We start from the raw sequence: 19,152 nt of genomic DNA on the forward strand, positions 1-19,152 counted from the left end.
TCCGATTAGTGCGCGCGTATGTACCGCACACCATCTCTGCGCCGCACCACACCACCGAAGGGAGGGGGGGTGTCCTCATGCCACGAACCAGTGTAGAGACCCCGCTCACGGAGACGAGCCCAGCACTGGACGATCTCCTGGAGCGCGGCCGTGCCCAGGGGCGCCTCTCGCTCGCCGAGGTGCGGCAGGCCTTCGAGGCCGCCGGCATCAGCCCGTCCCAGGGCCGATCCATCCTGCGCGAGCTGTCGGAGGCCGGCATCAGCCTGGCCAGCGAGGCCGAGTCGGGCCCCAAGCCCGCCAAGGCCGCACCGGCCGTGCAGGAGGCCAACGACGACGAGGCCGGTCAGGACGGGGCGGCCCCGGCTCCGGCCAAGAAGCGCGCCCCCCGCAAGACCGCCGCCGCGGCACGTGGTGGCGCCGTCCGTGCGACGGCGTCCACCGACGCCGCGCCCGCCCGCCCCGCCGCCGCGGACAAGGCCGGCCGGACCGCCGCAGGTGACGACGGAGGGTTCGAGGCCGCCGAGATCGAGAACGAGCCGGCCGACCTGGACGACCAGTCCACCGTCATGGGCGACTCGGTGCACACCTATCTCAAGGCGATCGGCCGCCGCCAGCTGCTCACCGCCGAGCAGGAGGTCGACCTGGCCAAGCGGATCGAGGCCGGCCTGTACGCCGAGTACAAGCTGGAGAGCGAGAAGCTCACCCCCAAGCGGCGGATCGACCTGGAGTGGGTCGCCGCCGACGGGCGCCGGGCCAAGTCCCACATGCTGGAGGCCAACCTCCGGCTGGTGGTCTCGGTCGCCAAGAAGTACTCCGACCGCGGGCTGTCGCTGCTGGACGTCGTCCAGGAGGGCAACCTCGGCCTGATCCGCGCGGTCGAGAAGTTCGACTACTCCAAGGGCTACAAGTTCTCCACCTACGCCATGTGGTGGATCCGGCAGGCGATCCAGCGCGGCTTCGCCGACTCGGCCCGCACCATCCGGCTCCCGGTGCACGTGCTGGAGATGCTCAGCAAGCTCAGCCGGGTCGAGCGCGAGATGCACCAGCGGCTGGGCCGCGAGCCCACCCCCGAGGAACTGGCCGTCGAGCTGGACAAGAGCCCCGAGCAGATCCGCGAGCTGCTGCGCACCAGCCGCCAGCCGATCAGCCTGGACTCCACCATCGGCGAGGACGGCGAGACCCGGATCGGCGACCTGATCGAGGACACCGACAGCCCCGAGGCCTCGGAGCTGGTGGACCGGCAGCTGATGGCCGACCAGCTGCGCCGGACGCTGGACATCCTGTCCCCCCGCGAGGCCAAGATCATGGCGATGCGGTTCGGCCTGTACGACGGGACGCCCCGTACCCTCGACGAGATCGGCAAGTCGCTCGGGCTGACCCGCGAGCGGATCCGCCAGCTGGAGAAGGAGTCGCTGTCCAAGCTGCGCCACCCCAGCAACGCGCGGCCGCTGCTGGACTACGCGGTCTGAGACCTCCCCTTCGCGGCGACGCGGAGACGGAGAACGTGTGCGGTACGAGGACCCGCCCGGCCACCCGGCCGGGCGGGTCCTTCGCTTGACGTGCCCTATGACGTTCGTCTCAGTCGCCGCGCCGGAACTGCAGGATCGCCACCCCCATCAGGGCGAGCCCCAGGCCGACGACGAGCAGCAGCTCCAGCCAGACCGGGACGATCCACCCGTTCCAGCTGACCCCCGGATTGAACGTCCGCTCCAGCTCCGGAGCGATGTCCAGGCGCGCGAACACCGCCTGGCGCAGCGGATCGACCGCGTAGGTCAGGGGGTTCAGGCGGGTGAGCACGCCCAGCCACGTCGGCAGGCCGCCCAGCGGGTACAGCGCGCCCGACAGGAACAGCATCGGCATGAGCACCATCTGCATCACGCCGAAGAACGCCTGCATGCTGGTGATCCGCGCCGCCAGCATCACCCCGAACGCCGTCAGCGCGAACGCGCCCAGGAACATCATCCCCAGTAACTGCAGGAGCAGCACCGGGTCGTACGGGACGCCCGCGAGCCCCGCCATCAGCAGGATCACCACGCCCTGCAGGGTCGCCACCAGCGCCCCGCTGAAGCACTTGCCCGCCACGATGGCACCGCGGCTGACCGGCGCGACCAGCATCTCGCGCAGGAACCCGAACTCCCGGTCCCACACGATCGACCCGGCCGAGAACATCGCCGTCATCATCACCGACATCGCCAGCACGCCCGGGAAGATGAACGTCCTGAGGTCCACCCGCCCGCCCGGCCCGGCGCCGACGTCCATCAGGTTGGCCAGCCCCGTGCCCATCACCAGCAGCCACAGCACCGGCTGGACCAGGCCCAGCACCATCCGGATCCGGTCCCGCCAGAAGCGGATCAGCTCCCGGTGCAGGACGATCTTGACCGCGCGCAGGTCGTGCCGGAAGCTGCGCGGCGGGACCGCGATCCGGACCACCGCGGGCGGCCCCTTCCCCGAGGCTCCCGCGGCCTCCCGCCCGGGGCCGTCGGCCGGCTCCCGCACGGGCTCCCGCGATCGTATGGAACCGCCCATCGTCAGTTCCTCCCCCGCATGGCCAGCCGCATCCAGTCCTTGGCCGACCCCTCGGCGTCGCGGATCGTGCTTCCGGTGAACGACATGAACACATCGTCCAGCGACGGCCGCGCGACGCTGACCTGGCGGATCGGCACGCCCAGCTCGGCGAACAGCCGCGGCACGAACTGCTCCCCCGAGGCCACCGCGAACGTCACCGCGCCCTCCGACATCCCCGCCTCCAGCCCGAACCGGTCCCGCAGCGCGGCGATCGCCGCCGCGTCGTCGCCGGTGTGGATCCGCACCCGGTCCTTGCCCACCCCGGCCTTGAGCGCCTCGGGCGTGTCCAGCGCGACGATCTCCCCGCGATCCATGATCGCGATCCGGCCGCAGTACTCGGCCTCGTCCATGTAGTGCGTGGTCATGAAGATCGTGATCTCCTCGGCCCGCTTCAGCTCCTGGATGTACTCCCAGATCGACGAGCGGGTCTGCGGATCCAGCCCGACGGTCGGCTCGTCCAGGAACAGCACCCGCGGCGAATGCAGCAGGCCGCGCGCGATCTCCAGCCGCCGCTTCATCCCGCCCGAGTAGACCTCCACCCGGTCCTTGCGCCGGTCCCACAGCCCCACCATCTCCAGCACCTGCCGGATCCGGTCGCGGGTCAGCGAGCGCGGCACCCCGTACAGCTCGGCGTGGAAGCGCAGGTTCTGCTCGCCGGTCAGGTAGCCGTCCAGCGTCGGGTCCTGGAAGACCAGCCCGATGTTGCGCCGCACGTCGTCGCGCTCGCGCACCACGTCGTACCCGCCCACCCGCGCGGTGCCGGCGGTCGGCCGCAGCAGCGTGCAGAGCATGTTGATCGTGGTCGACTTGCCGGCGCCGTTGGGCCCCAGGAAACCGAAGATCTCACCCGGCTCGACCGCCAGCTCGATCCCCCGGACGGCCTCCACGTCGCCGAACCTCTTCACCAGGCCGTCGACGGCGACGGCAGGCCCCCCGTCCGCCATCCGGACCTCCTCCCGCCGGCCACCCGGTCAAGAGAATTATGCGGCCCGCGAGCGCGAAAGGAAGCGCCGTACGACGGTCAATCGGTTTCGGCGGACGGCCGCACCACCGCGAAATGCCCGCCCTGCGGATCGCGCAGCACGGCGAACCGGCCGAACGGCGCGTCGGCCGGCAGGACCGGCACCGTACCGCCCAGCTCCAGCGCGCTCGCCGCCACACCGTCGCAGTCCTGCACCGCGAAATACACCATCCAGTGCGGCGCGACGTCGCCCGGCCACCTGCCGTCCAGCTGGATCATCCCGCCGATCGGCGGCCCGTCCTGCACGCTCCACCGCGAATAGCCCGTCCCCGGGCCGCCGCGCGCGTGCGCCCGCCACCCGAAGACCGTGCCGTAGAACGCCTCCGCCGCGGCGGTGTCCCGGCAGGCCAGCTCGCTCCAGCAGTACGTCCCCGGCTCGTTCATCACGCCCGCGCCCGGGAACTCCCCCGGCTGCCAGGCGCCCAGCACCGCGCCCAGCGCGTCGGCGAAGATCGTCATCCGGCCCTGGTCGAGGATGTCCATCGGCTCCATCAGCACCTGGCCGCCCGCCGGGCCCACGGCCTTCACGACCTCGTCCAGATCCTCCACGCTGACGTACGTCACCCACGCCACCGGCTGCCCGGTCACCACGTGCGGCATCAGCGCCGCCACCGGGCCCGTCCCGCCCGCGCCCAGGGTCATCATCGTGTAGCCGCCCGTCGCCGGATCCGGCGACGTGTGCCCCTGCCACCCGAACAGCCCGCCGTAGAACGCCTGCGACGCCTCGATGTCCGGAGTGCCCAGATCGATCCAGCACGGCGTGCCCGGCTGGTACGAGGTTCTCTCCGGCATGGACCGACTCCGTCCTCACAGGCGCCGCGTCCCCCCGCGGCTCACCTGCAGCCTAGAACGGCCCCGGTAAAGATCCGCCCGCCGTACGGCAGCACCCGGCCAAAGACGTCCCCGGCGATAAAGCGTCCATTGCCTGTCCAGAGGTGGCCTCAGCCACCGCGCGAGCGCGTTACCTGCCTGGTGAGGCGATGCCGGAGGCGAGTCTCACCAGGCAGATCGCGAAGCGATGCCGCGCTCGCACAGAACCGGTCAGGTGCGAGCCGCCAGGCGAGCACCTGGGCCGGGGCTTTGAAACACAGCCTGGTCGAAGCGGCGCAGGATCAGGCGCGCGAGGGCGTCGTGGGCGCCGATCGGCGCGCTCACCCGGTCGGCTCCCGCCGCCCGCATCCGGCCGTGGAAGTATCCCGGCGCCAGCAGGTACGAGGCGACCACGACCCGCCCGGCACCGCGCGCCCGCTGCGCGGCCACCACATCGGCCAGCGCGGGCCCGCCCGCCGCGACGAACCCGTACGGGACCGGCCGCCGCAGCCGCCGCGACAGCAGCCGCGCCGCCGCCCGCACATCGGCCAGGCCCGCCGGATCGGCGGAGCCCGCCGCGCCCAGGACGACGCTGTCCGTACGGCGCGGCGGCCCTCCCCCGGACGGCGCGAACCCGCCGCCGGGCACCAGGCGGTCGGCCAGCGCCGCCGCCAGCAGCGCGTGCGGACCCAGCGGGCCCGCCACCACCGCCTCGGGGCACAGCCGCTCCAGCCGTCCGGGAATGTCGACCAGCGCGTGATAGCCCCGCGCCAGCATCAGCGGCACCGCCACCACCGGGCCGTCGATCCGCGCCGCCGCCTCCTCGAGCGACGGCGCGGCCAGCTCCGCGTACGCTCCGGCCACCGGCAGCCACGGCCGCAGCGCCCGTACCCGCTCCAGAAGCGCCCGTACGGCCGCCGTGCCCTCCGGGTCACGAGTCCCGTGCGCGACGGCCAGCAGCGTCGGCACGCCCTCCCGGGGCGTGATCCGCTCAGCCACCGGTCTCCACCGCGACCGGCTCCACCACACGCGGATCGCACGCCAGCCGGTAGCCGCGCTTGACCACCGTCTCCACGATCCCCGAACGGCCGAGCCCCCGGCGCAGCCGGGCCACCGCCATCTCCACCGCGTGCTCGTCGGCCTGCGGCCGCCCGTCCCGCGCCCACGGCGAACCGCCCACCAGCAGCCGGCTCGGCAGCACCCCGCACAGCTCGCCCCGCGACACCACGTGCCCGGGACGCCGCGCCAGCGCCCGCAGGATCGCCATCGGCGCCGGCGCGATCGGCCGCAGCTGGCCGTCCAGCACCACCGCGTGCCCGCGCAGCTCCAGCGAGACGCCCCTGACGTGCAGCCGCCGCGACCGCCGCAGCGGCAGGTCCGACACCAGCGCCCGCACGAGCGCGCCGAGCCGGGCCCGTTCCGGCTGTACGGTCGGCACGCCCCGCTCGACCAGCGGCTGCGCCGTCACCGGCCCCACGCAGGCCGCCACCACGTGCGTGCGCAGCGCCTCCAGCAGTACCTCCTCCAGGCCGTCCTCGGCCGCCACCGCCAGCGTCGCGGCCACCGCCGGCGAGGACGTGAACGTGATCGCGTCGACCGTGCCCGCCACCGCCTGGCCCACCAGCCGGCGCAGCGGCGTGGAGTCCTCGGTCCGCGACCACCGGTACACCGGGATCTCGATCACCTCGGCGCCCGCCGCGCGCAGCGCCTCGGTGAACTCCGGCAACTGCTCGCCGTACAGCTGCAGCGCCACCCGCGAGCCCGCCAGATCCTTCTCCAGCAGGTACTTCAGGACCTCCGCGACGCTCTCCGACTCCGGCGACCAGCGCTCCTGCAGCCCGGCCTGGCGGATCGCGCCGCGCGCCTTGGGACCCCGGGCCAGGATGTCCACCGCGCCAAGCCTGGCGATCAGGCCGTCGCGCAGCCCCCACCCGTCGGCGGTCTCCAGCCAGGCGCGGAACCCGATCCCGGTCGTCACCACCGCGTAGTCCAGCGGACGGTCGACGCACACGCCGGTGGCCTCCAGGAGCCCGGCGTCGTCCGACAGCGGGACCAGCCGGATCGCGGGGGCGTTCACCACCCGGGCCCCGCGCCGCTCCAGCAGCGTGGACAGCTCCTCGTGGCGGCGGGCGGCGGTCACCCCGACGGCGAAACCGGCGAGGGGCTCATTCTCGGTGCTCATCGGGCAGCGCCACCTCCACCCGGTCTCCGGCCGGATTCCGCCGGATCGCGAAGGTGGCCAGCGCCACCCCAGGCTCGTCCAGGCAGCTTCCGGTACGCAGATCGAAGACCTGCTTGAACATGGGCGACGCCACGGTCGGCGCGCCGCCGCGGGTACCGAGGATGCCGCGCGAGAGCACCTGGGCGCCGCTGAACGGATCAAGGTTGGACGTGGCGAACAGCTCCCCCTCGAAGGTCCGGAAGATCGCCACCTGGACGCCCTCGACCATCGCGCAGGCACCCCGCTCGGGCGTCAGTTCGGCGTAGGGGCAGATGTCGTACCAGCGCAGGGACGTCCCCGCGGCGTACTCGAGGCCCTCGGGCTCGCGGACGAGAGTGAGCTCATGGGTCGTGGTCATGGGGCGGCCACCTCCAGCCGTGGGCCGGCCACCAGGACCGGCTTGATCTGATCACGCTCGGGTTCGAAGACGATGCTCGGGTCGGGGGTACCGGGTGCGTTGACGAAGGAGACGAAGCGGCTCAGCTTCGCGGGGTCGTCGAGGGTGTCGCGCCACTCGTCGGAGTAGGAGCCCACGTGCCGGTCCATCGCGGCGTCCAGCTCCGCGCACAGCCCCAGCCGGTCCTCGACGATCACCTCCCGCAGGTAGCCGAGCCCGCCCTCCAGGCCCTCCAGCCAGGTCGCGGTCCGCTGCAGCCGGTCGGCGGTGCGGATGTAGAACATCAGGAACCGGTCGATGTAGCGGACCAGTTCCGCGTCGTCCAGGTCGGTGGCGAACAGGTCCGCGTGCCGGGGCCGCATCCCGCCGTTGCCGGCGAGGTAGAGGTTCCAGCCCTTCTCGGTCGCGATGATCCCGAAGTCCTTGCTCTGCGCCTCGGCGCACTCGCGCGCGCAGCCCGACACCGCCGACTTCAGCTTGTGCGGGGCGCGCAGCCCCCGGTACCGCAGCTCCAGCTTGATCGCCATGCCGACCGAGTCCTGTACCCCGTACCGGCACCAGGTGGACCCGACGCAGGACTTCACCGTCCGCAGCGCCTTGCCGTACGCGTGCCCGGACTCGAATCCGGCGTCCACCAGCCGCTTCCACACCATCGGCAGCTGCTCGACCCGGACCCCGAACAGATCGATCCGCTGCGCACCGGTGATCTTGGTGTAGAGGCCGAACTCCCGGGCCACCTCGCCGATCACGATCAGCCGCTCCGGGGTGATCTCCCCGCCGGGCACCCGCGGCACCACCGAGTACGTGCCGTTCTTCTGCAAGTTCGCCAGGAAGTGATCGTTGGTGTCCTGCAGCGCCGCCTGCTCGCCCTCCAGGATGTGGCCGTGCCCCAGGCTGGCCAGGATCGAGGCCACCACCGGCTTGCAGATGTCGCAGCCGCGCCCCTGGCCGTGCTCCTCGATCAGCGTGGTGAACGTGGTGATGCCGCGCACCCGCACGATGTCGAACAGCTCGGCCCGGCTGTAGTCGAAGTGCTCGCACAGCGCCTTGCTGACCTCGATCCCGGCGGCCGTCAGCTCCGCGTCCAGGATCCGCTTGGCCAGCGGCACGCAGCTGCCGCACGTCGTCCCGGCCCGGGTACAGCTCTTGACGCCGGGCAGGTCGGTCAGGCCGTGGTCGCGGATCGCGCACCGGATCGTCTCGGCGCTGACGTTGTTGCAACTGCAGATCACCGTGGCACCGGGCAGATCGCCGCCCGCCGCCTCCGTACCGCCGAACAGCGCCTGCTCCGGCGAGCCCGGCAGCTCGGCGCCGATGAAGGCGCGCAGCGTCGGGTACGACTCGGCGTCGCCGACCAGCACGCCGCCCAGCAGCGTCCGCGCGTCGTCGCTGACCACCAGACGCTTGTAGACCCCCGCTACCGGGTCGGTGTACGTGACGTCCAGCGCGCCCTGGTCGGGACCGGCGAACGGGTCGCCGAAGCTCGCCACGTCCACGCCCATCAGCTTGAGCTTGGTCGACAGGTCGGCGCCCTCGAACCGGGCGGCGCTCGGCGTACCGCCCGCCCGCGCCAGCAGCCGGTCGGCGACCACCTCGGCCATGCTGAAGCACGGCGCGACCAGGCCGTACACCTGGCCGCCGATCAGCGCGCACTCCCCGATCGCGTAGATCGCGGGGTCCTCGGTACGGCACGTGTCGTCCACGACGATCCCGCCCCGCTCCCCCACCGGCAGCCCGCACTCGCGGGCCAGCAGGTCGCGGGGCCTGATGCCCGCCGAGAAGACCACCACGCCCGCGTCGATGGACGTGCCGTCCGACAGCGCGACCCGCGCCACCCCGCCGCCGGCGCCCGCCTCCAGGCCCTCCATCGGCGTCCCGGCGTGCACCTTCATGTCCAGCGCCTCGATGTGGCGGCGCAGCATCGACCCGCCGCCCTCGTCGAGCTGGCGCGGCATCAGCCAGGGCGCGACCTCGACGACGTGCGTGTCCATGCCCAGGCCCTGCAGGGCGCGCGCGGCTTCGAGACCGAGTAGCCCGCCGCCGATGACGACGCCTCCGGCCCCCGGCCTTGACGTTGTAAGGTTCGTGCAGTGGCCGCGGAGTTCTTCCAGGTCGTCGATGGTGCGGTAGACGAAGACGCCGGGCAGGTCGTGGCCGGGCACCGGCGGCACGAACGGCGCCGAGCCGGTGGCCAGCACCAGCGCGTCGTAGCCGATCTCCCGCCCGGCCGCGGTGCGCACCGTGCGGGCCTCCCGGTCGATCGCCGCCACCGGGTCCCCGGTCAGCAGCTCGACCGCGTCGTCGTGCGGCGCGCAGGCCAGGTCCGCGCCGTCGGTCAGGTACGAGGTGAGCGCCACCCGGTCATAGGCCGGGCGGGTCTCCTCCCCGATCACCGTCACCCGCCAGGAGCCGGCCGTGTCGCGCTCGCGCAGCGCCTCGACCAGCCGGTGGCCAGTCGGCCCGTGCCCGGCGACGACCAGCCGCATGGGTTCGTCTGCTCCGTCGTCGTTCATGAGGCCGATCCTCAGCAGAGGCCGTTTCGCGGTTGCGTCCCCTTTGTCACCGGCGTGTTAAAAGACGCTCACGCCGGTATCGAATCGTGGTCATCCCGCGATCCTGCTGCGAGAATTTCCGGCGGAATTTCCGAATACGCGAAAATGCCGCCGCGCTCTCCGGCCGCATTCCACGGGCCGGAGATCGCGGCGGCTCAGCGCCCATCGGCGCCGGCTCACCCGGCCGGGACCGCGTCCTGCTCCCCCAGCCAGGCGACGATGCCCTCGACGGCGTCCCGGCAGCCGCCGCAGCCGGTGCCCGCCCGGGTCCGCGCCGAGATCTCCTCCGCCGTACGGGCGCCGTCCTCCCAGCACGCCCGGATCCTGCCCTTGGACACGTTGTTGCACTGGCACACCGTCGCCGCGTCCGGCATCCGCACCGGCGAGCCGGCGGGCCGCGCGCCGCCCACGCCCGGGAAGAACAGGCTGAGCCGGTCGGCCGGCAGCGGCGCCGCCCGATCGTACAGCTGCGTCAGCGTCCCGGCCGTGCTCGTCTCGCCGAGCAGGATCGCGCCGATCACCCGGTCCGCCCGGATCGCGACCTTCTTGTACGTGCCGCGGCTGGCGTCGGCGAACTGGATGATCTCCACCTCGGGATCGTCGTCACCGTGGTGGGTCTCCCCCATCGCGACCAGGTCCACGCTGGCCGCCTTCAGCCGGGTGATCTCGCGGGCACCGGTGAACCGCGCCGCGGCGTCCGCCCCGGTCAGCAGATCGGCCAGCACCGTCGCCTGCTCCCACGCCGGCGCCACCAGCCCGTACACGGTCCCGCCGTACTGCGAGCACTCCCCGATCGCGCGCACCGACGGATCGGTCACCGAGCGCAGCGAGTCGTCGACCACGATGCCCCGGTCGACCTCCAGCCCGGACGCGCGCGCCAGCCCCACCTCGGGCCGTACACCGCACGCGACCACGACCAGATCGGCTTCCAGCACCTCGGGCCGCAGCCCTTCGCCGGCGAGTTCCACTCCGGTCACCCTCGTGCCGGCCGGGCCCTGCGTGACGGACAGGCCGGTGACGTTGGCCTCCAGGCGCGAGCACACCCCCAGGCCGTGCAGCGTACGGGCCAGGACCTTCCCCGCGCCCGGATCGAGCTGGCGTTCCATGAGGTGACCGGCCATGTGCACCACGGTCACCTCCAGGCCGCGCCCGACCAGGCCCCGGGCGGCCTCGATGCCCAGCAGTCCGCCGCCGATCACCACGGCCCGCCGCGCGCCGGCCACCGCGTCGATGATGTCGCTGCAGTCGTCGAGGGTACGGAACGCGACCGCGCCCGCCGGCAGCCCGTCCTCGGTCCCCGGGAACGGCGGCACGAACGAGGTGCTCCCGGTCGCCAGCACCAGCGTCCCGTACGGAACGGCGCTGCCGTCCGAGCCGTACACGATCTTGGCCGAACGGTCGACGCGGACGACCTCCACGCCGAGCCGGGCGTCGACGCCGTTCGCCTCGTACCAGGCGGGGTCGACCAGGCCGATCTGGTCCGGCCGCGAGACACCGGCCAGCACGTTCGACAGCAGCACGCGGTTGTAGGGCTGGCGCGGCTCGGCGCCGTACACCGTCAGCGGGACGTGCGGGTCGCGGGCACGGATCTCGGTCACCAGCCGGGAGCCGGCCATGCCGTTGCCGACGATGACCGTGCCCCCCGGCCGTGCAGCTTGCTCGGTCACGCGCTGGCTCCTTCTTCGATGCGGGCGTCGATGGGGACGTCGGGGGCGGACTCCGGGAGAACCGGTTCCAGCCGTACGGCGCAGACCTTGAACTCCGGCATCCGCGACATCGGATCGAGCGCCGGGTTGGTGAGGAGGTTGGCCCTCGCCTCGCCGCCCCAGTGGAACGGGATGAAGACGGTGTCGTGGCGGATCGCGTCGGTCAGCCTGGCCCGTACGGTGGCGGTGCCCCTGCGGCTGGCCACGCGCACGCCGTCGCCGTCGGCGATGCCCAGCCGTTCGGCCAGGTCGGGATGCACCTCCACGAACGCCTCGGGCGCCGCCTCGACCAGCGGCCCGACCCGGCGCGTCTGGGCACCGCTCTGGTACTGCGCGAGCACCCGCCCCGTCGTCAGGTAGACCGGGTACTCGGGATCGACGTCCTCGGCGGGACCGCTGTGCTCCACCGGCGTGAAGCGCGCCCGCCCGTCCGGGGTCGCGAACCGCTCCAGGAACGGGCGCGGCGTGCCGGGATGGTCCTCGGACGGGCAGGGCCAGAACACCCCGCCCTCCGCGTCGATCCGCCGGTAGCTGATGCCCGCGTAGTCGGCCAGGCCGCCCGCGCTGGCCTCGCGCAGCTCCTCGAAGACCTCGGCGGGCTCGTCGCTCCACGTCCCCGGCGCATGCAGGCGGTCGGCCAGCACCGCCAGGATCTCCAGGTCGGTGCGCACGCCCTCCGGCGGGAGCACCGCCCGGTTGCGGCGCTGCACCCGGCCCTCCAGGTTGGTCATCGTGCCGGACTCCTCGGCCCACTGGGCGGCCGGCAGGACGACGTCGGCCCGGCGCGCCGTCTCCGACGGGACGAAGTCGGCGACGGCGAGGAAGTCCAGGGCGTCCAGCCGTTCCTCCACGGCGGACGCGCGCGGCGCCGACACGACCGGGTTGGAGCCGAACAGCAGCATGGCCTTGGGCCCCTCGGGAGTCCCGAGCGCTTCCAGCAGCTCGTACGCGGAACGCCCCACCCCGGGCAGGTCATCGGGATGCACGCCCCACACGGCCGCGACATGGGCCCGCGCCGCCGGGTCGTCGATCCTGCGGTAGCCGGGCAGCTGGTCGGCCTTCTGGCCGTGCTCGCGGCCGCCCTGGCCGTTGCCCTGCCCGGTCAGGCACCCGTACCCGGAGCCGGGACGCCCGGGCAGGCCCAGCGCGAGCGCCAGGTTGATGAAGGCGGTCACCATGTCGGTACCGCGCGCGTGCTGCTCGGCGCCGCGCCCGGTGAGGATGTACGAGCGCTCCCCCCGGGCCAGCAGCCGGACGGCCTCGCGCATGTGCGGGACGGGCACGCCTGTCACCCGCTCCACGCGGTCGGGCCAGTAGCCGTTCACGACCGTGCGGACGGCCTCGAACCCGCCGGTGCGCGCCGCCAGGTACGCCTCGTCCAGCAGGCCCTCCTCGATGGCCAGGTACAGCAGCCCGTTGGCCAGTGCCAGATCGGTCCCCGGCGTCGGCTGCAGGTGCAGATTCGCCTGGCGGGCCGTGGGCGTACGGCGCGGATCGACGACGATCAGCGCGCCGCCGGCCTCCTGCGCGTCGGTCAGATGGCGCATGAACGGCGGCATCGTCTCGGCCACGTTCCCGCCCGCCAGCAGGATCGCGTCCGCGCGGCCCAGGTCGGTGATCGGCCCCGGCAGGCCCCGGTCCATCCCGAACGCCCGTCCCGTGGCGGCCGCGGCCGAGGACATGCAGAACCGGCCGTTGTAGTCGATCTGCGAGGTGCGCAGCGCCACCCGGGCGAACTTCCCGAGCTGGTAGGCCTTCTCGTTGGTCAGCCCGCCGCCGCCGAAGACCGCGATCGCGTCCGGGCCGTACGCGCCCTGCAGCCGGGTGACCTCCGAGGTGATGCGGTCCAGCGCCTGGTCCCAGGTGCACGGCCGCAGCGGCGCGTCCCGCGTGGCGCGCATCATCGGCGAGGTCAGCCGGTCCGGGACGGTGAGCATCTCGGCGGCCGTCCAGCCCTTCTGGCACAGCCCGCCGCGGTTGGTCCGCACGTCCTCCCGGGGCGTGATCCGAAGGGGGCCGCCGGGGCCCCGGTCATCGCCGCCCAGTGACATCCCGCACTGCAGGGCGCAGTACGGGCAATGCGTCCGAACATCGGGGGCCGCGGTATCGGTCATGCCCCCGAGCGTGCGCGGACGCCGTTTCGCGGCGGGGTCCCGCGTGTGACCCGGGTGTTAAAAGCGGCTCACGCGGTGTCGTTCACAGAGGTCAAGGAGGTGCGCCGGAACCGGGCCCGGCTCCCGGGCGGGCATTGACGATCACGCGTCAAGCGTTGTCGACCTTTGTCAATTTCCATTCGTCGCCTCCCGGGCCGTTGCCGAACGGATCGGCGGCGGCCCGGCTTGCCCGCGCGCGAACCGTCCCCTTCCGTGCCCGAAGCCCGGTACGTCCCGGTCCGCGCGGCCTAACCTCGTTGCATGCCGGACCTTGCCTACTACGCCTCGCTGCCGCGCACCCGCGGCGCCGCAGCGGCCCTGCTGCTCGACGACCTCGGCCGGGTACTGCTGGTGAAGCCCACCTACAAGGAGGGCTGGTTCCTGCCCGGTGGGGTCATCGAGGAGGGCGAGTCGCCGCTGACCGCCTGCCGCCGCGAGTGCGAGGAGGAGCTCGGCCTGGTCCCCCGCCTCGACGGCCTGGTGTGCGTCGACTGGGGACCGCCCCGCGACGGCGTGGACGCCGTCAACATCTTCGTGTTCTCCGGACCCATCACCGCCGCGCAGATCGCCGCGATCGAGCTGCCGCCGGACGAGCTGTCCGACCACGTGCTGGTCGCCCCCGCGAAGGTGGCCGAGCTCGCCCCGCCGCACATCGCCCGCCGGATGCCGCCCAGCCTGCGCGGGATCGCCGAGGGCCGCACCGTCTACCTGGAGGACGGCCACGAGCAGGCCTTCGGCGAACGCGTCGCGCCCAGGTAGCTTCGCGCCGGAACGGGTAGGTGCGCCTTCGCAAGGGCTCGACCATGAGCTTCGTCCGAAGGGGGACCGTCCGATGGCGACCTGCGAGGTCTGCGGCAACGACTACGAGATGAGCTTCGAGGTGCACGCGCAGGGGGCCGTGCACACCTTCGACTCGTTCGAATGCGCGATCACCAAGATGGCACCGGTGTGCGAGCACTGCCAGTGCCGCATCGTCGGCCACGGCGTCGAGGTCGCCGGCCACTTCTTCTGCTGCGCGCACTGCGCCCGCGAGGTGGACCCGCGCGCGGCCGAACTGGTCGCCGACCGGGTCTGACCGGCCGGAACGGGCCCGGCCCGGCCTCCTGAACCGGCCTCACAGCCGGAACGCGACGCGGTGCAGTGGAATTATCACCGCCGCATCACCGGACACACACCGGCGAAATCAGGGACTCCTAGCTTTCGTGGCGGCAGACCGACCACGAGGAGTTCCCGATGACCGTCACCACCGACGTCGAGCACAGACGCCGCGGGCATCCGCTGACCCGGCTCAAGGGCCACTGGATCGACGACTGGCGGCCCGAGGACCCGGAGTTCTGGAAGGCGGGCGGCGCGCGGGTCGCCCGCCGCAACCTGATCTTCTCGATCTTCTCCGAGCACATCGGCTTCTCGGTGTGGACGCTGTGGTCGGTGCTGGTGCTGTTCCTGGGGCCCGCGTACGGGATCGACCCGGCGGGCAAGTTCATGCTGACCGCGGTCCCGGCCCTCGTCGGCTCGGTGCTGCGGCTGCCCTACACGTTCGCGGTCGCCCGGTTCGGCGGGCGCAACTGGACGGTCTTCAGCGCGGCGCTGCTGCTGGTGCCCTCGGTCCTGGCCGCGTTCCTGGTCGAGCCGGGCGTCTCCTACTCCACGCTGCTGATCCTGGCCGCCGTCGCGGGCGTCGGCGGCGGCAACTTCGCCTCGTCGATGGCCAACATCAACGCGTTCTACCCGCAGCGCCTCAAAGGCTGGGCGCTCGGCCTCAACGCCGGCGGCGGCAACCTCGGCGTCGCGGTGGTCCAGCTGGTCGGGCTGGCGGTGCTGGCCACCGCCGGCAACGGCAGCCCGGGGCTGGTGGCGGGGATCTACATCCCGCTCATCGTGCTGGCCGCCCTCGGCTCGGCCCTCTACATGGACAACCTCGCCCAGGCCCGCAACGACAAGCGCGCGATGCGCGACGTCTGCCGCGACCCGCACACCTGGATCATGTCCGTGCTCTACATCGGCACGTTCGGCTCGTTCATCGGCTTCGGCTTCGCCTTCGGCCAGGTGCTCCAGGTGCAGTTCAAGGCCGACTTCGACACCCCGATCAAGGCCGCGTACCTGACCTTCCTCGGCCCGCTGCTCGGCTCGCTGATCCGCCCGGTCGGCGGCTGGATGGCCGACCGGATCGGCGGCGCGAAGGTCACGTTCTGGAACTTCGTCGCGATGGCCGCCGCGGCGTCGCTGGTGCTCGCCGCGTCCCTGCAGAAGTCGCTGCCGCTGTTCCTGACCGGGTTCGTCCTGCTGTTCGTCTTCAGCGGGGTCGGCAACGGCTCCACGTACAAGATGATCCCGGCCATCTTCCGCGCCCGCGCCGAACTCGGCGTCGCCAACGGCGGCGACCCGGTCAAGGCCGAGCACGAGGCCCGGCGGCTGGCCGGGGCCCTGATCGGCATCGCGGGCGCGATCGGGGCGTTCGGCGGCGTGCTGGTCAACGTCGCCTTCCGCCAGTCGTTCCTGACCTACCGGACGGGCGACGGCGCGTACATCGCCTTCATCGCCTTCTACGCGATGTGCTTCGCGCTGACCTGGGTGGTCTACCTGCGCACCCACCCGAGGAAGCTGGCCGGCGTCTGACTCCGCACGGCCCGGCCGGACGGCCGGGCCGACGCGGTGCCGGCGTCCTGCGGCCAGGACGGCGCGCGTCCCGACGACCGCAGCACCGACTCCCAGTCGTCACCGGAGGCCAGCGGCAGGTGCGGGACGCCCCAGTGCCACGCCGACACCAGCAGGGCGGGATCGCGCGGCCGGTAATCGGCTCCGATGGCACGTGCCAAATCCCAGGCGTGCAGATGCCACTCCACGCACGCGGCGCCCGCGTGGTCGCCGACCGTGTACTTGGTGCCCCGGTAGATCAGGTGGGTGCGGTCCCACATGTCGGGCATCAGGTCGGCGTACGCGCCCGCCGACACGGTGAACGCCATGATCCGCTCGGCGCCCGGCTCCGGCGGCAGCACGGCCAGCTCGGCGGCGTTCTGCCGGGCCTGCTGCCGGATCAGCACCGCGGTCGCCGCGTCCCGGGCGAACAGCTTGGCCAGCCGGCTGTCGGGCGAGTCCTGCAGGTACTCCAGGAAGTTCTCGGCCACGCAGCGCAGATGGCCGGCCAGGTCGATCGCCTGCCAGTCGGCGCACGGCGTCGGCACGTTCCAGTCCGGGACCCGGGCCGCCAGCGCGCGGATCGCCCGCACCCCGTCGTGATAGGACTCGAGGACGCGGTGCCGTTCAGGCGGCGTGCGCTCCACTTGTCCTCCCCCCGATCACCGGCGCCGTGCGGTCCGTCCCGGCGCTCCCCGAGCAGGTAGATTCTCAGAGTTCGGCGGCCGGTGCCACTCGGTCACGCCGTGTCACCCCGTCCAGGCGGAGACCGGTCACCGGCCCGCGGCGGGCTCGGGCCGGTCTCCCGCGGCCCTACTCAGACGGCCACGGCGGGGACGGTGCGGTAGCTCAGCCGGTGCGCCTCGCGGGCGGTACGGAGCCGGTCCACCTCGGCGGTCCAGGGCCGCATGGCCGGCTTCGCCTTGGCCTTGCGGTAGGCGATCTCGGCGGCGCGCACCGTCTTGGCGTCGGCGCCCGGCGCGGCGTACGTCTTGCGCCCGGCGGCGACCCGCTCGGCGGCCTCGGCGGCCAGCAGCGCGGCGGTCAGCGCCTTGTCGAAGGCGATCACCTCGGCGCGCGGCCCGGTGTCGGAGGCGTCCGTCCCCTGGGCGGCGCGCAGCGCCCCCTCGGCCTCGGTGGCCTCCGCCAGCCGGTCGCGGTAGGTCCCGGCGAGGGCCTGGTCGGCCTCCATCGGTTCCGCGACGTCGTTGCTCTTCCGGCGGCCCAGCGGCATAGCGGTGCTCCTCATGATCCCGGGCGTTCCAATCCGATCGCTGCCAGCGTACGCTCGGCCTCGGCGTGTTGTGGCGGCGGACACCCGGCTCGCGGTCTTTACGTAGTAAGGTTCGGGCATGGTCCGGCAACCGGCGATCAACGCCAAAGACCGCACGCCCCTGTCCACCGAGCGCATCATCGAGGCCGCCCTCCAGATCGTCGACGGCCAGGGCCTGAGCCGGCTCACCATGCGCCGGCTCGGCGACGCGCTCGAGGTCGAGGCGATGGCGATCTACCACCACCTCCCCCGCGGCAAGGAACAGCTCCTGGACGGCCTGATCGCGCACGTGGCCGCCGCCCCGGCCGGCCCGGCCACCGCCGCCGGCTGGCGGGACGCCCTGCGCGGCTGGGCCCGCTCGTACCGGCAGCGGCTGCTCGGCCACGCCGGCGTCCTGCCGCTGCTGGTCACCCGGCGCAATCCGGCCGCGCTGGCCACCACCACGGCCTCGCTGCGCGAGATCCTGCGGCTGGGCCGGATCCCCGAGGCCACGGCCGCCGTCGCCGCGCACACGCTGCTCGCGTACGTCATCGGCCACGCCGCCCTGGAGGTACGCGGCGCCGGCGGCGAGGGCACCGGCGCGCAGGCGATCGCCGAACCGGACGGGCCGGTGGACTGGGACGCGCGGTTCCTGGCCGGCCTCGACCTGGTCCTGGCCGGCCTCCACCCGTGACCGACCGGCCGGCACGGATCGGCCATCACCGGGATTCGGGGGAAACTTTCTTGATCGTTCGGCGTGTCGTCCTTCGCCGGATATCGAGCGCCGGGCACGCTATGCCTGGCACTCTAGGGTGAGACGGATCACAGCCGGGCGGTACTTCGGTACCAGCGGACAACCGTCCCAACGGGCTATGGCAGCCCCGGGACGAACCGTTCCACACTGGTGTGCGTCAGAAACTACGACCGTGACCAACGCTTGAGTCGAGACCGGAGGCACGCCGATGTGCCCGCACCAACCGCCCTGCCCCTCGGCCGACGGCCCCAACCGCGAGGCCGCGCGCACGCTCGCCACGCACCCCGAGCAGGGGTGGAGCCTGCTGTGCAACGGAGTCGTGCTGTTCGACGACACCGGCGAGCTGCTGCCCGACGGGGGGATCATCGCACCGCACCGGCCGACGGACCTGCCCGAGCCGTCCGCCGCCTGACCGCACATGACCAGCGAGGGGGCTAGTCCCGGACTAGTCCCACCAGGTGATCGCCCACAGGGCTAGCCGTCCCCCGGCGCCGCCCAGCGGCGCAACCACGGCTCCACCGCCGCACCGGCCGCCACGGGATCGCGCGACAGCTCGTGCCGCTCCCCCGGCAGGACCGTGACCTCGGCGGCGTCTCCCGGCTCCGGGATTCCGAACGGGTCCTTCTCCCCGTTCACCACCAGGACCTCCACCCCGGCCTCGCGCAGCTCCGCGCCCCGCGACCGCTCCGGCTTCCGCGGCGGGCGCAGCGGAAAGGCCAGCGCCACCACGCCCACCGCCCCGGCCGCCCGCGCCGTACGGCAGGCCACCCGGGCCCCGTTGCTCCGCCCGCCCTGCACCAGCGGCAGGCCGCCGTACCGGCCCCGCAGCACCGTGACCACTTCCAGCCAGGCCTCGTCCTGCCGGGCCGCCGGGCCGGGCGCCCGCCGTCCCGCCGCCCGGAACGGCTGCAGCACCCGCGCGACCGCGCCGCCGAGCCCGAGCGCGACCGCCCGTACCGCCAGCAGATCGGGCGCGTCCACGCCGCCGTTCGAGCCGTGCGTGAGGACCAGCAGGAACGCCGGGTTCACGGTCTCGTCCAGCGTCACCTCCGCCGGACCCTGCGCCGTCACGATCTCCATCCGGCTC

18 protein-coding genes are annotated in these 19,152 nt (G+C 73.1%); 6 read left to right on the forward strand and 12 right to left on the reverse strand.

The features are described from left to right. Positions 1–77 precede the first annotated feature (77 nt). Complete coding sequence (locus ACH34Q_RS16390) at positions 78–1,469, forward strand: RNA polymerase sigma factor (RefSeq protein WP_395983799.1); 1,392 nt, start codon at positions 78–80, stop codon at positions 1,467–1,469. A gap of 109 nt (positions 1,470–1,578) precedes the next feature. Here ACH34Q_RS16390 and ACH34Q_RS16395 read toward each other — a convergent pair whose 3' ends face one another. The 9 genes from ACH34Q_RS16395 to ACH34Q_RS16435 form a co-directional block, all read right to left on the reverse strand. Continuing rightward, positions 1,579–2,496, reverse strand: coding sequence for an ABC transporter permease (locus tag ACH34Q_RS16395; RefSeq protein ID WP_395983800.1), 918 nt, complete (start codon positions 2,494–2,496; stop codon positions 1,579–1,581). A gap of 32 nt (positions 2,497–2,528) precedes the next feature. Continuing rightward, the gene (locus tag ACH34Q_RS16400; RefSeq protein WP_395983801.1) at positions 2,529–3,509 is read right to left on the reverse strand and encodes an ATP-binding cassette domain-containing protein; all 981 of its coding nucleotides are present in this window, start codon (positions 3,507–3,509) and stop codon (positions 2,529–2,531) included. A gap of 77 nt (positions 3,510–3,586) precedes the next feature. Continuing rightward, positions 3,587–4,378, reverse strand: coding sequence for a VOC family protein (locus ACH34Q_RS16405; protein WP_395983802.1), 792 nt, complete (start codon positions 4,376–4,378; stop codon positions 3,587–3,589). 249 nt (positions 4,379–4,627) lie between these two features. Beyond that, entirely contained in the window at positions 4,628–5,395 is a 768-nt protein-coding gene (locus ACH34Q_RS16410; protein WP_395983803.1) for a sirohydrochlorin chelatase, read from the reverse strand. Then, on the reverse strand, positions 5,388–6,578 hold the full coding sequence (locus tag ACH34Q_RS16415; RefSeq protein ID WP_395983804.1) for a uroporphyrinogen-III synthase: 1,191 nt from the start codon (positions 6,576–6,578) through the stop codon (positions 5,388–5,390). The genes ACH34Q_RS16410 and ACH34Q_RS16415 overlap by 8 nt, the downstream gene beginning before the upstream one ends. Beyond that, positions 6,562–6,975, reverse strand: coding sequence for a nitrite reductase small subunit NirD (gene nirD, locus ACH34Q_RS16420; protein WP_395983805.1), 414 nt, complete (start codon positions 6,973–6,975; stop codon positions 6,562–6,564). Before nirD ends, ACH34Q_RS16415 begins: the two co-directional genes overlap by 17 nt. After that, on the reverse strand, positions 6,972–9,527 hold the full coding sequence (gene nirB, locus ACH34Q_RS16425) for a nitrite reductase large subunit NirB (RefSeq protein WP_395983806.1): 2,556 nt from the start codon (positions 9,525–9,527) through the stop codon (positions 6,972–6,974). Before nirB ends, nirD begins: the two co-directional genes overlap by 4 nt. Before the next feature lie 215 nt (positions 9,528–9,742). Beyond that, a complete protein-coding gene (locus ACH34Q_RS16430) occupies positions 9,743–11,233 on the reverse strand; it encodes an FAD-dependent oxidoreductase (protein WP_395983807.1) in 1,491 nt (496 codons plus the stop codon). Then, on the reverse strand, positions 11,230–13,386 hold the full coding sequence (locus ACH34Q_RS16435; RefSeq protein ID WP_395983808.1) for a molybdopterin oxidoreductase family protein: 2,157 nt from the start codon (positions 13,384–13,386) through the stop codon (positions 11,230–11,232). Before ACH34Q_RS16435 ends, ACH34Q_RS16430 begins: the two co-directional genes overlap by 4 nt. Before the next feature lie 300 nt (positions 13,387–13,686). On the opposite strand from ACH34Q_RS16435, the gene ACH34Q_RS16440 reads away from it, so the two are divergent. From ACH34Q_RS16440 to ACH34Q_RS16450, 3 genes are all read left to right on the forward strand, one after another. Beyond that, on the forward strand, positions 13,687–14,184 hold the full coding sequence (locus tag ACH34Q_RS16440) for an NUDIX domain-containing protein (RefSeq protein WP_395983809.1): 498 nt from the start codon (positions 13,687–13,689) through the stop codon (positions 14,182–14,184). A gap of 73 nt (positions 14,185–14,257) precedes the next feature. Continuing rightward, on the forward strand, positions 14,258–14,500 hold the full coding sequence (locus tag ACH34Q_RS16445; RefSeq protein ID WP_395983810.1) for a hypothetical protein: 243 nt from the start codon (positions 14,258–14,260) through the stop codon (positions 14,498–14,500). 158 nt (positions 14,501–14,658) lie between these two features. Beyond that, positions 14,659–16,041, forward strand: a complete 1,383-nt coding sequence (locus tag ACH34Q_RS16450; RefSeq protein ID WP_395983811.1) for a nitrate/nitrite transporter — start codon at positions 14,659–14,661, stop codon at positions 16,039–16,041. Here ACH34Q_RS16450 and ACH34Q_RS16455 read toward each other — a convergent pair. Both ACH34Q_RS16455 and ACH34Q_RS16460 read right to left on the reverse strand, forming a co-directional pair. Next, positions 16,002–16,706, reverse strand: coding sequence for a maleylpyruvate isomerase N-terminal domain-containing protein (locus ACH34Q_RS16455; protein ID WP_395983812.1), 705 nt, complete (start codon positions 16,704–16,706; stop codon positions 16,002–16,004). The genes ACH34Q_RS16450 and ACH34Q_RS16455 overlap by 40 nt on opposite strands. 170 nt (positions 16,707–16,876) lie before the next feature. Continuing rightward, a complete protein-coding gene (locus tag ACH34Q_RS16460) occupies positions 16,877–17,308 on the reverse strand; it encodes a plectin (protein ID WP_395983813.1) in 432 nt (143 codons plus the stop codon). A 103-nt stretch (positions 17,309–17,411) separates the two neighbouring features. Here ACH34Q_RS16460 and ACH34Q_RS16465 point away from each other — a divergent pair, with 103 nt between their 5' ends. Both ACH34Q_RS16465 and ACH34Q_RS16470 read left to right on the forward strand, forming a co-directional pair. After that, positions 17,412–18,005: a TetR/AcrR family transcriptional regulator gene (locus tag ACH34Q_RS16465; protein ID WP_395983814.1), complete on the forward strand. Its 594-nt coding sequence runs from the start codon at positions 17,412–17,414 to the stop codon at positions 18,003–18,005. Between the two features lie 268 nt (positions 18,006–18,273). Then, positions 18,274–18,477: a DUF5999 family protein gene (locus ACH34Q_RS16470; protein WP_395983815.1), complete on the forward strand. Its 204-nt coding sequence runs from the start codon at positions 18,274–18,276 to the stop codon at positions 18,475–18,477. Positions 18,478–18,539: 62 nt separating this feature from the next. Here the strand turns inward: ACH34Q_RS16470 and ACH34Q_RS16475 are convergent, their stop codons facing one another. After that, complete coding sequence (locus ACH34Q_RS16475) at positions 18,540–19,145, reverse strand: alpha/beta family hydrolase (RefSeq protein ID WP_395983816.1); 606 nt, start codon at positions 19,143–19,145, stop codon at positions 18,540–18,542. Positions 19,146–19,152 lie beyond the last annotated feature (7 nt).

The sequence above is a fragment of the Actinomadura sp. 9N407 genome, from assembly GCF_044326315.1.
In the GTDB taxonomy this organism is placed as follows: domain Bacteria; phylum Actinomycetota; class Actinomycetes; order Streptosporangiales; family Streptosporangiaceae; genus Spirillospora.

Excerpts from the sequence above, each read along its gene's own strand:
- ACH34Q_RS16400 (WP_395983801.1), bottom strand. The coding sequence starts at position 3,509 with ATGGCGGACGGGGGGCCTGCCGTCGCCGTCGACGGCCTGGTGAAGAGG.
- ACH34Q_RS16470 (WP_395983815.1), top strand. The coding sequence starts at position 18,274 with ATGTGCCCGCACCAACCGCCCTGCCCCTCGGCCGACGGCCCCAACCGC.
- ACH34Q_RS16435 (WP_395983808.1), bottom strand. The coding sequence starts at position 13,386 with ATGACCGATACCGCGGCCCCCGATGTTCGGACGCATTGCCCGTACTGC.
- ACH34Q_RS16405 (WP_395983802.1), bottom strand. The coding sequence starts at position 4,378 with ATGCCGGAGAGAACCTCGTACCAGCCGGGCACGCCGTGCTGGATCGAT.
- nirB (WP_395983806.1), bottom strand. The coding sequence starts at position 9,527 with ATGAACGACGACGGAGCAGACGAACCCATGCGGCTGGTCGTCGCCGGG.
- ACH34Q_RS16465 (WP_395983814.1), top strand. The coding sequence starts at position 17,412 with ATGGTCCGGCAACCGGCGATCAACGCCAAAGACCGCACGCCCCTGTCC.
- ACH34Q_RS16390 (WP_395983799.1), top strand. The coding sequence starts at position 78 with ATGCCACGAACCAGTGTAGAGACCCCGCTCACGGAGACGAGCCCAGCA.
- ACH34Q_RS16450 (WP_395983811.1), top strand. The coding sequence starts at position 14,659 with ATGACCGTCACCACCGACGTCGAGCACAGACGCCGCGGGCATCCGCTG.
- nirD (WP_395983805.1), bottom strand. The coding sequence starts at position 6,975 with ATGACCACGACCCATGAGCTCACTCTCGTCCGCGAGCCCGAGGGCCTC.
- ACH34Q_RS16415 (WP_395983804.1), bottom strand. The coding sequence starts at position 6,578 with ATGAGCACCGAGAATGAGCCCCTCGCCGGTTTCGCCGTCGGGGTGACC.
- ACH34Q_RS16475 (WP_395983816.1), bottom strand. The coding sequence starts at position 19,145 with ATGGAGATCGTGACGGCGCAGGGTCCGGCGGAGGTGACGCTGGACGAG.
- ACH34Q_RS16460 (WP_395983813.1), bottom strand. The coding sequence starts at position 17,308 with ATGAGGAGCACCGCTATGCCGCTGGGCCGCCGGAAGAGCAACGACGTC.
- ACH34Q_RS16440 (WP_395983809.1), top strand. The coding sequence starts at position 13,687 with ATGCCGGACCTTGCCTACTACGCCTCGCTGCCGCGCACCCGCGGCGCC.
- ACH34Q_RS16445 (WP_395983810.1), top strand. The coding sequence starts at position 14,258 with ATGGCGACCTGCGAGGTCTGCGGCAACGACTACGAGATGAGCTTCGAG.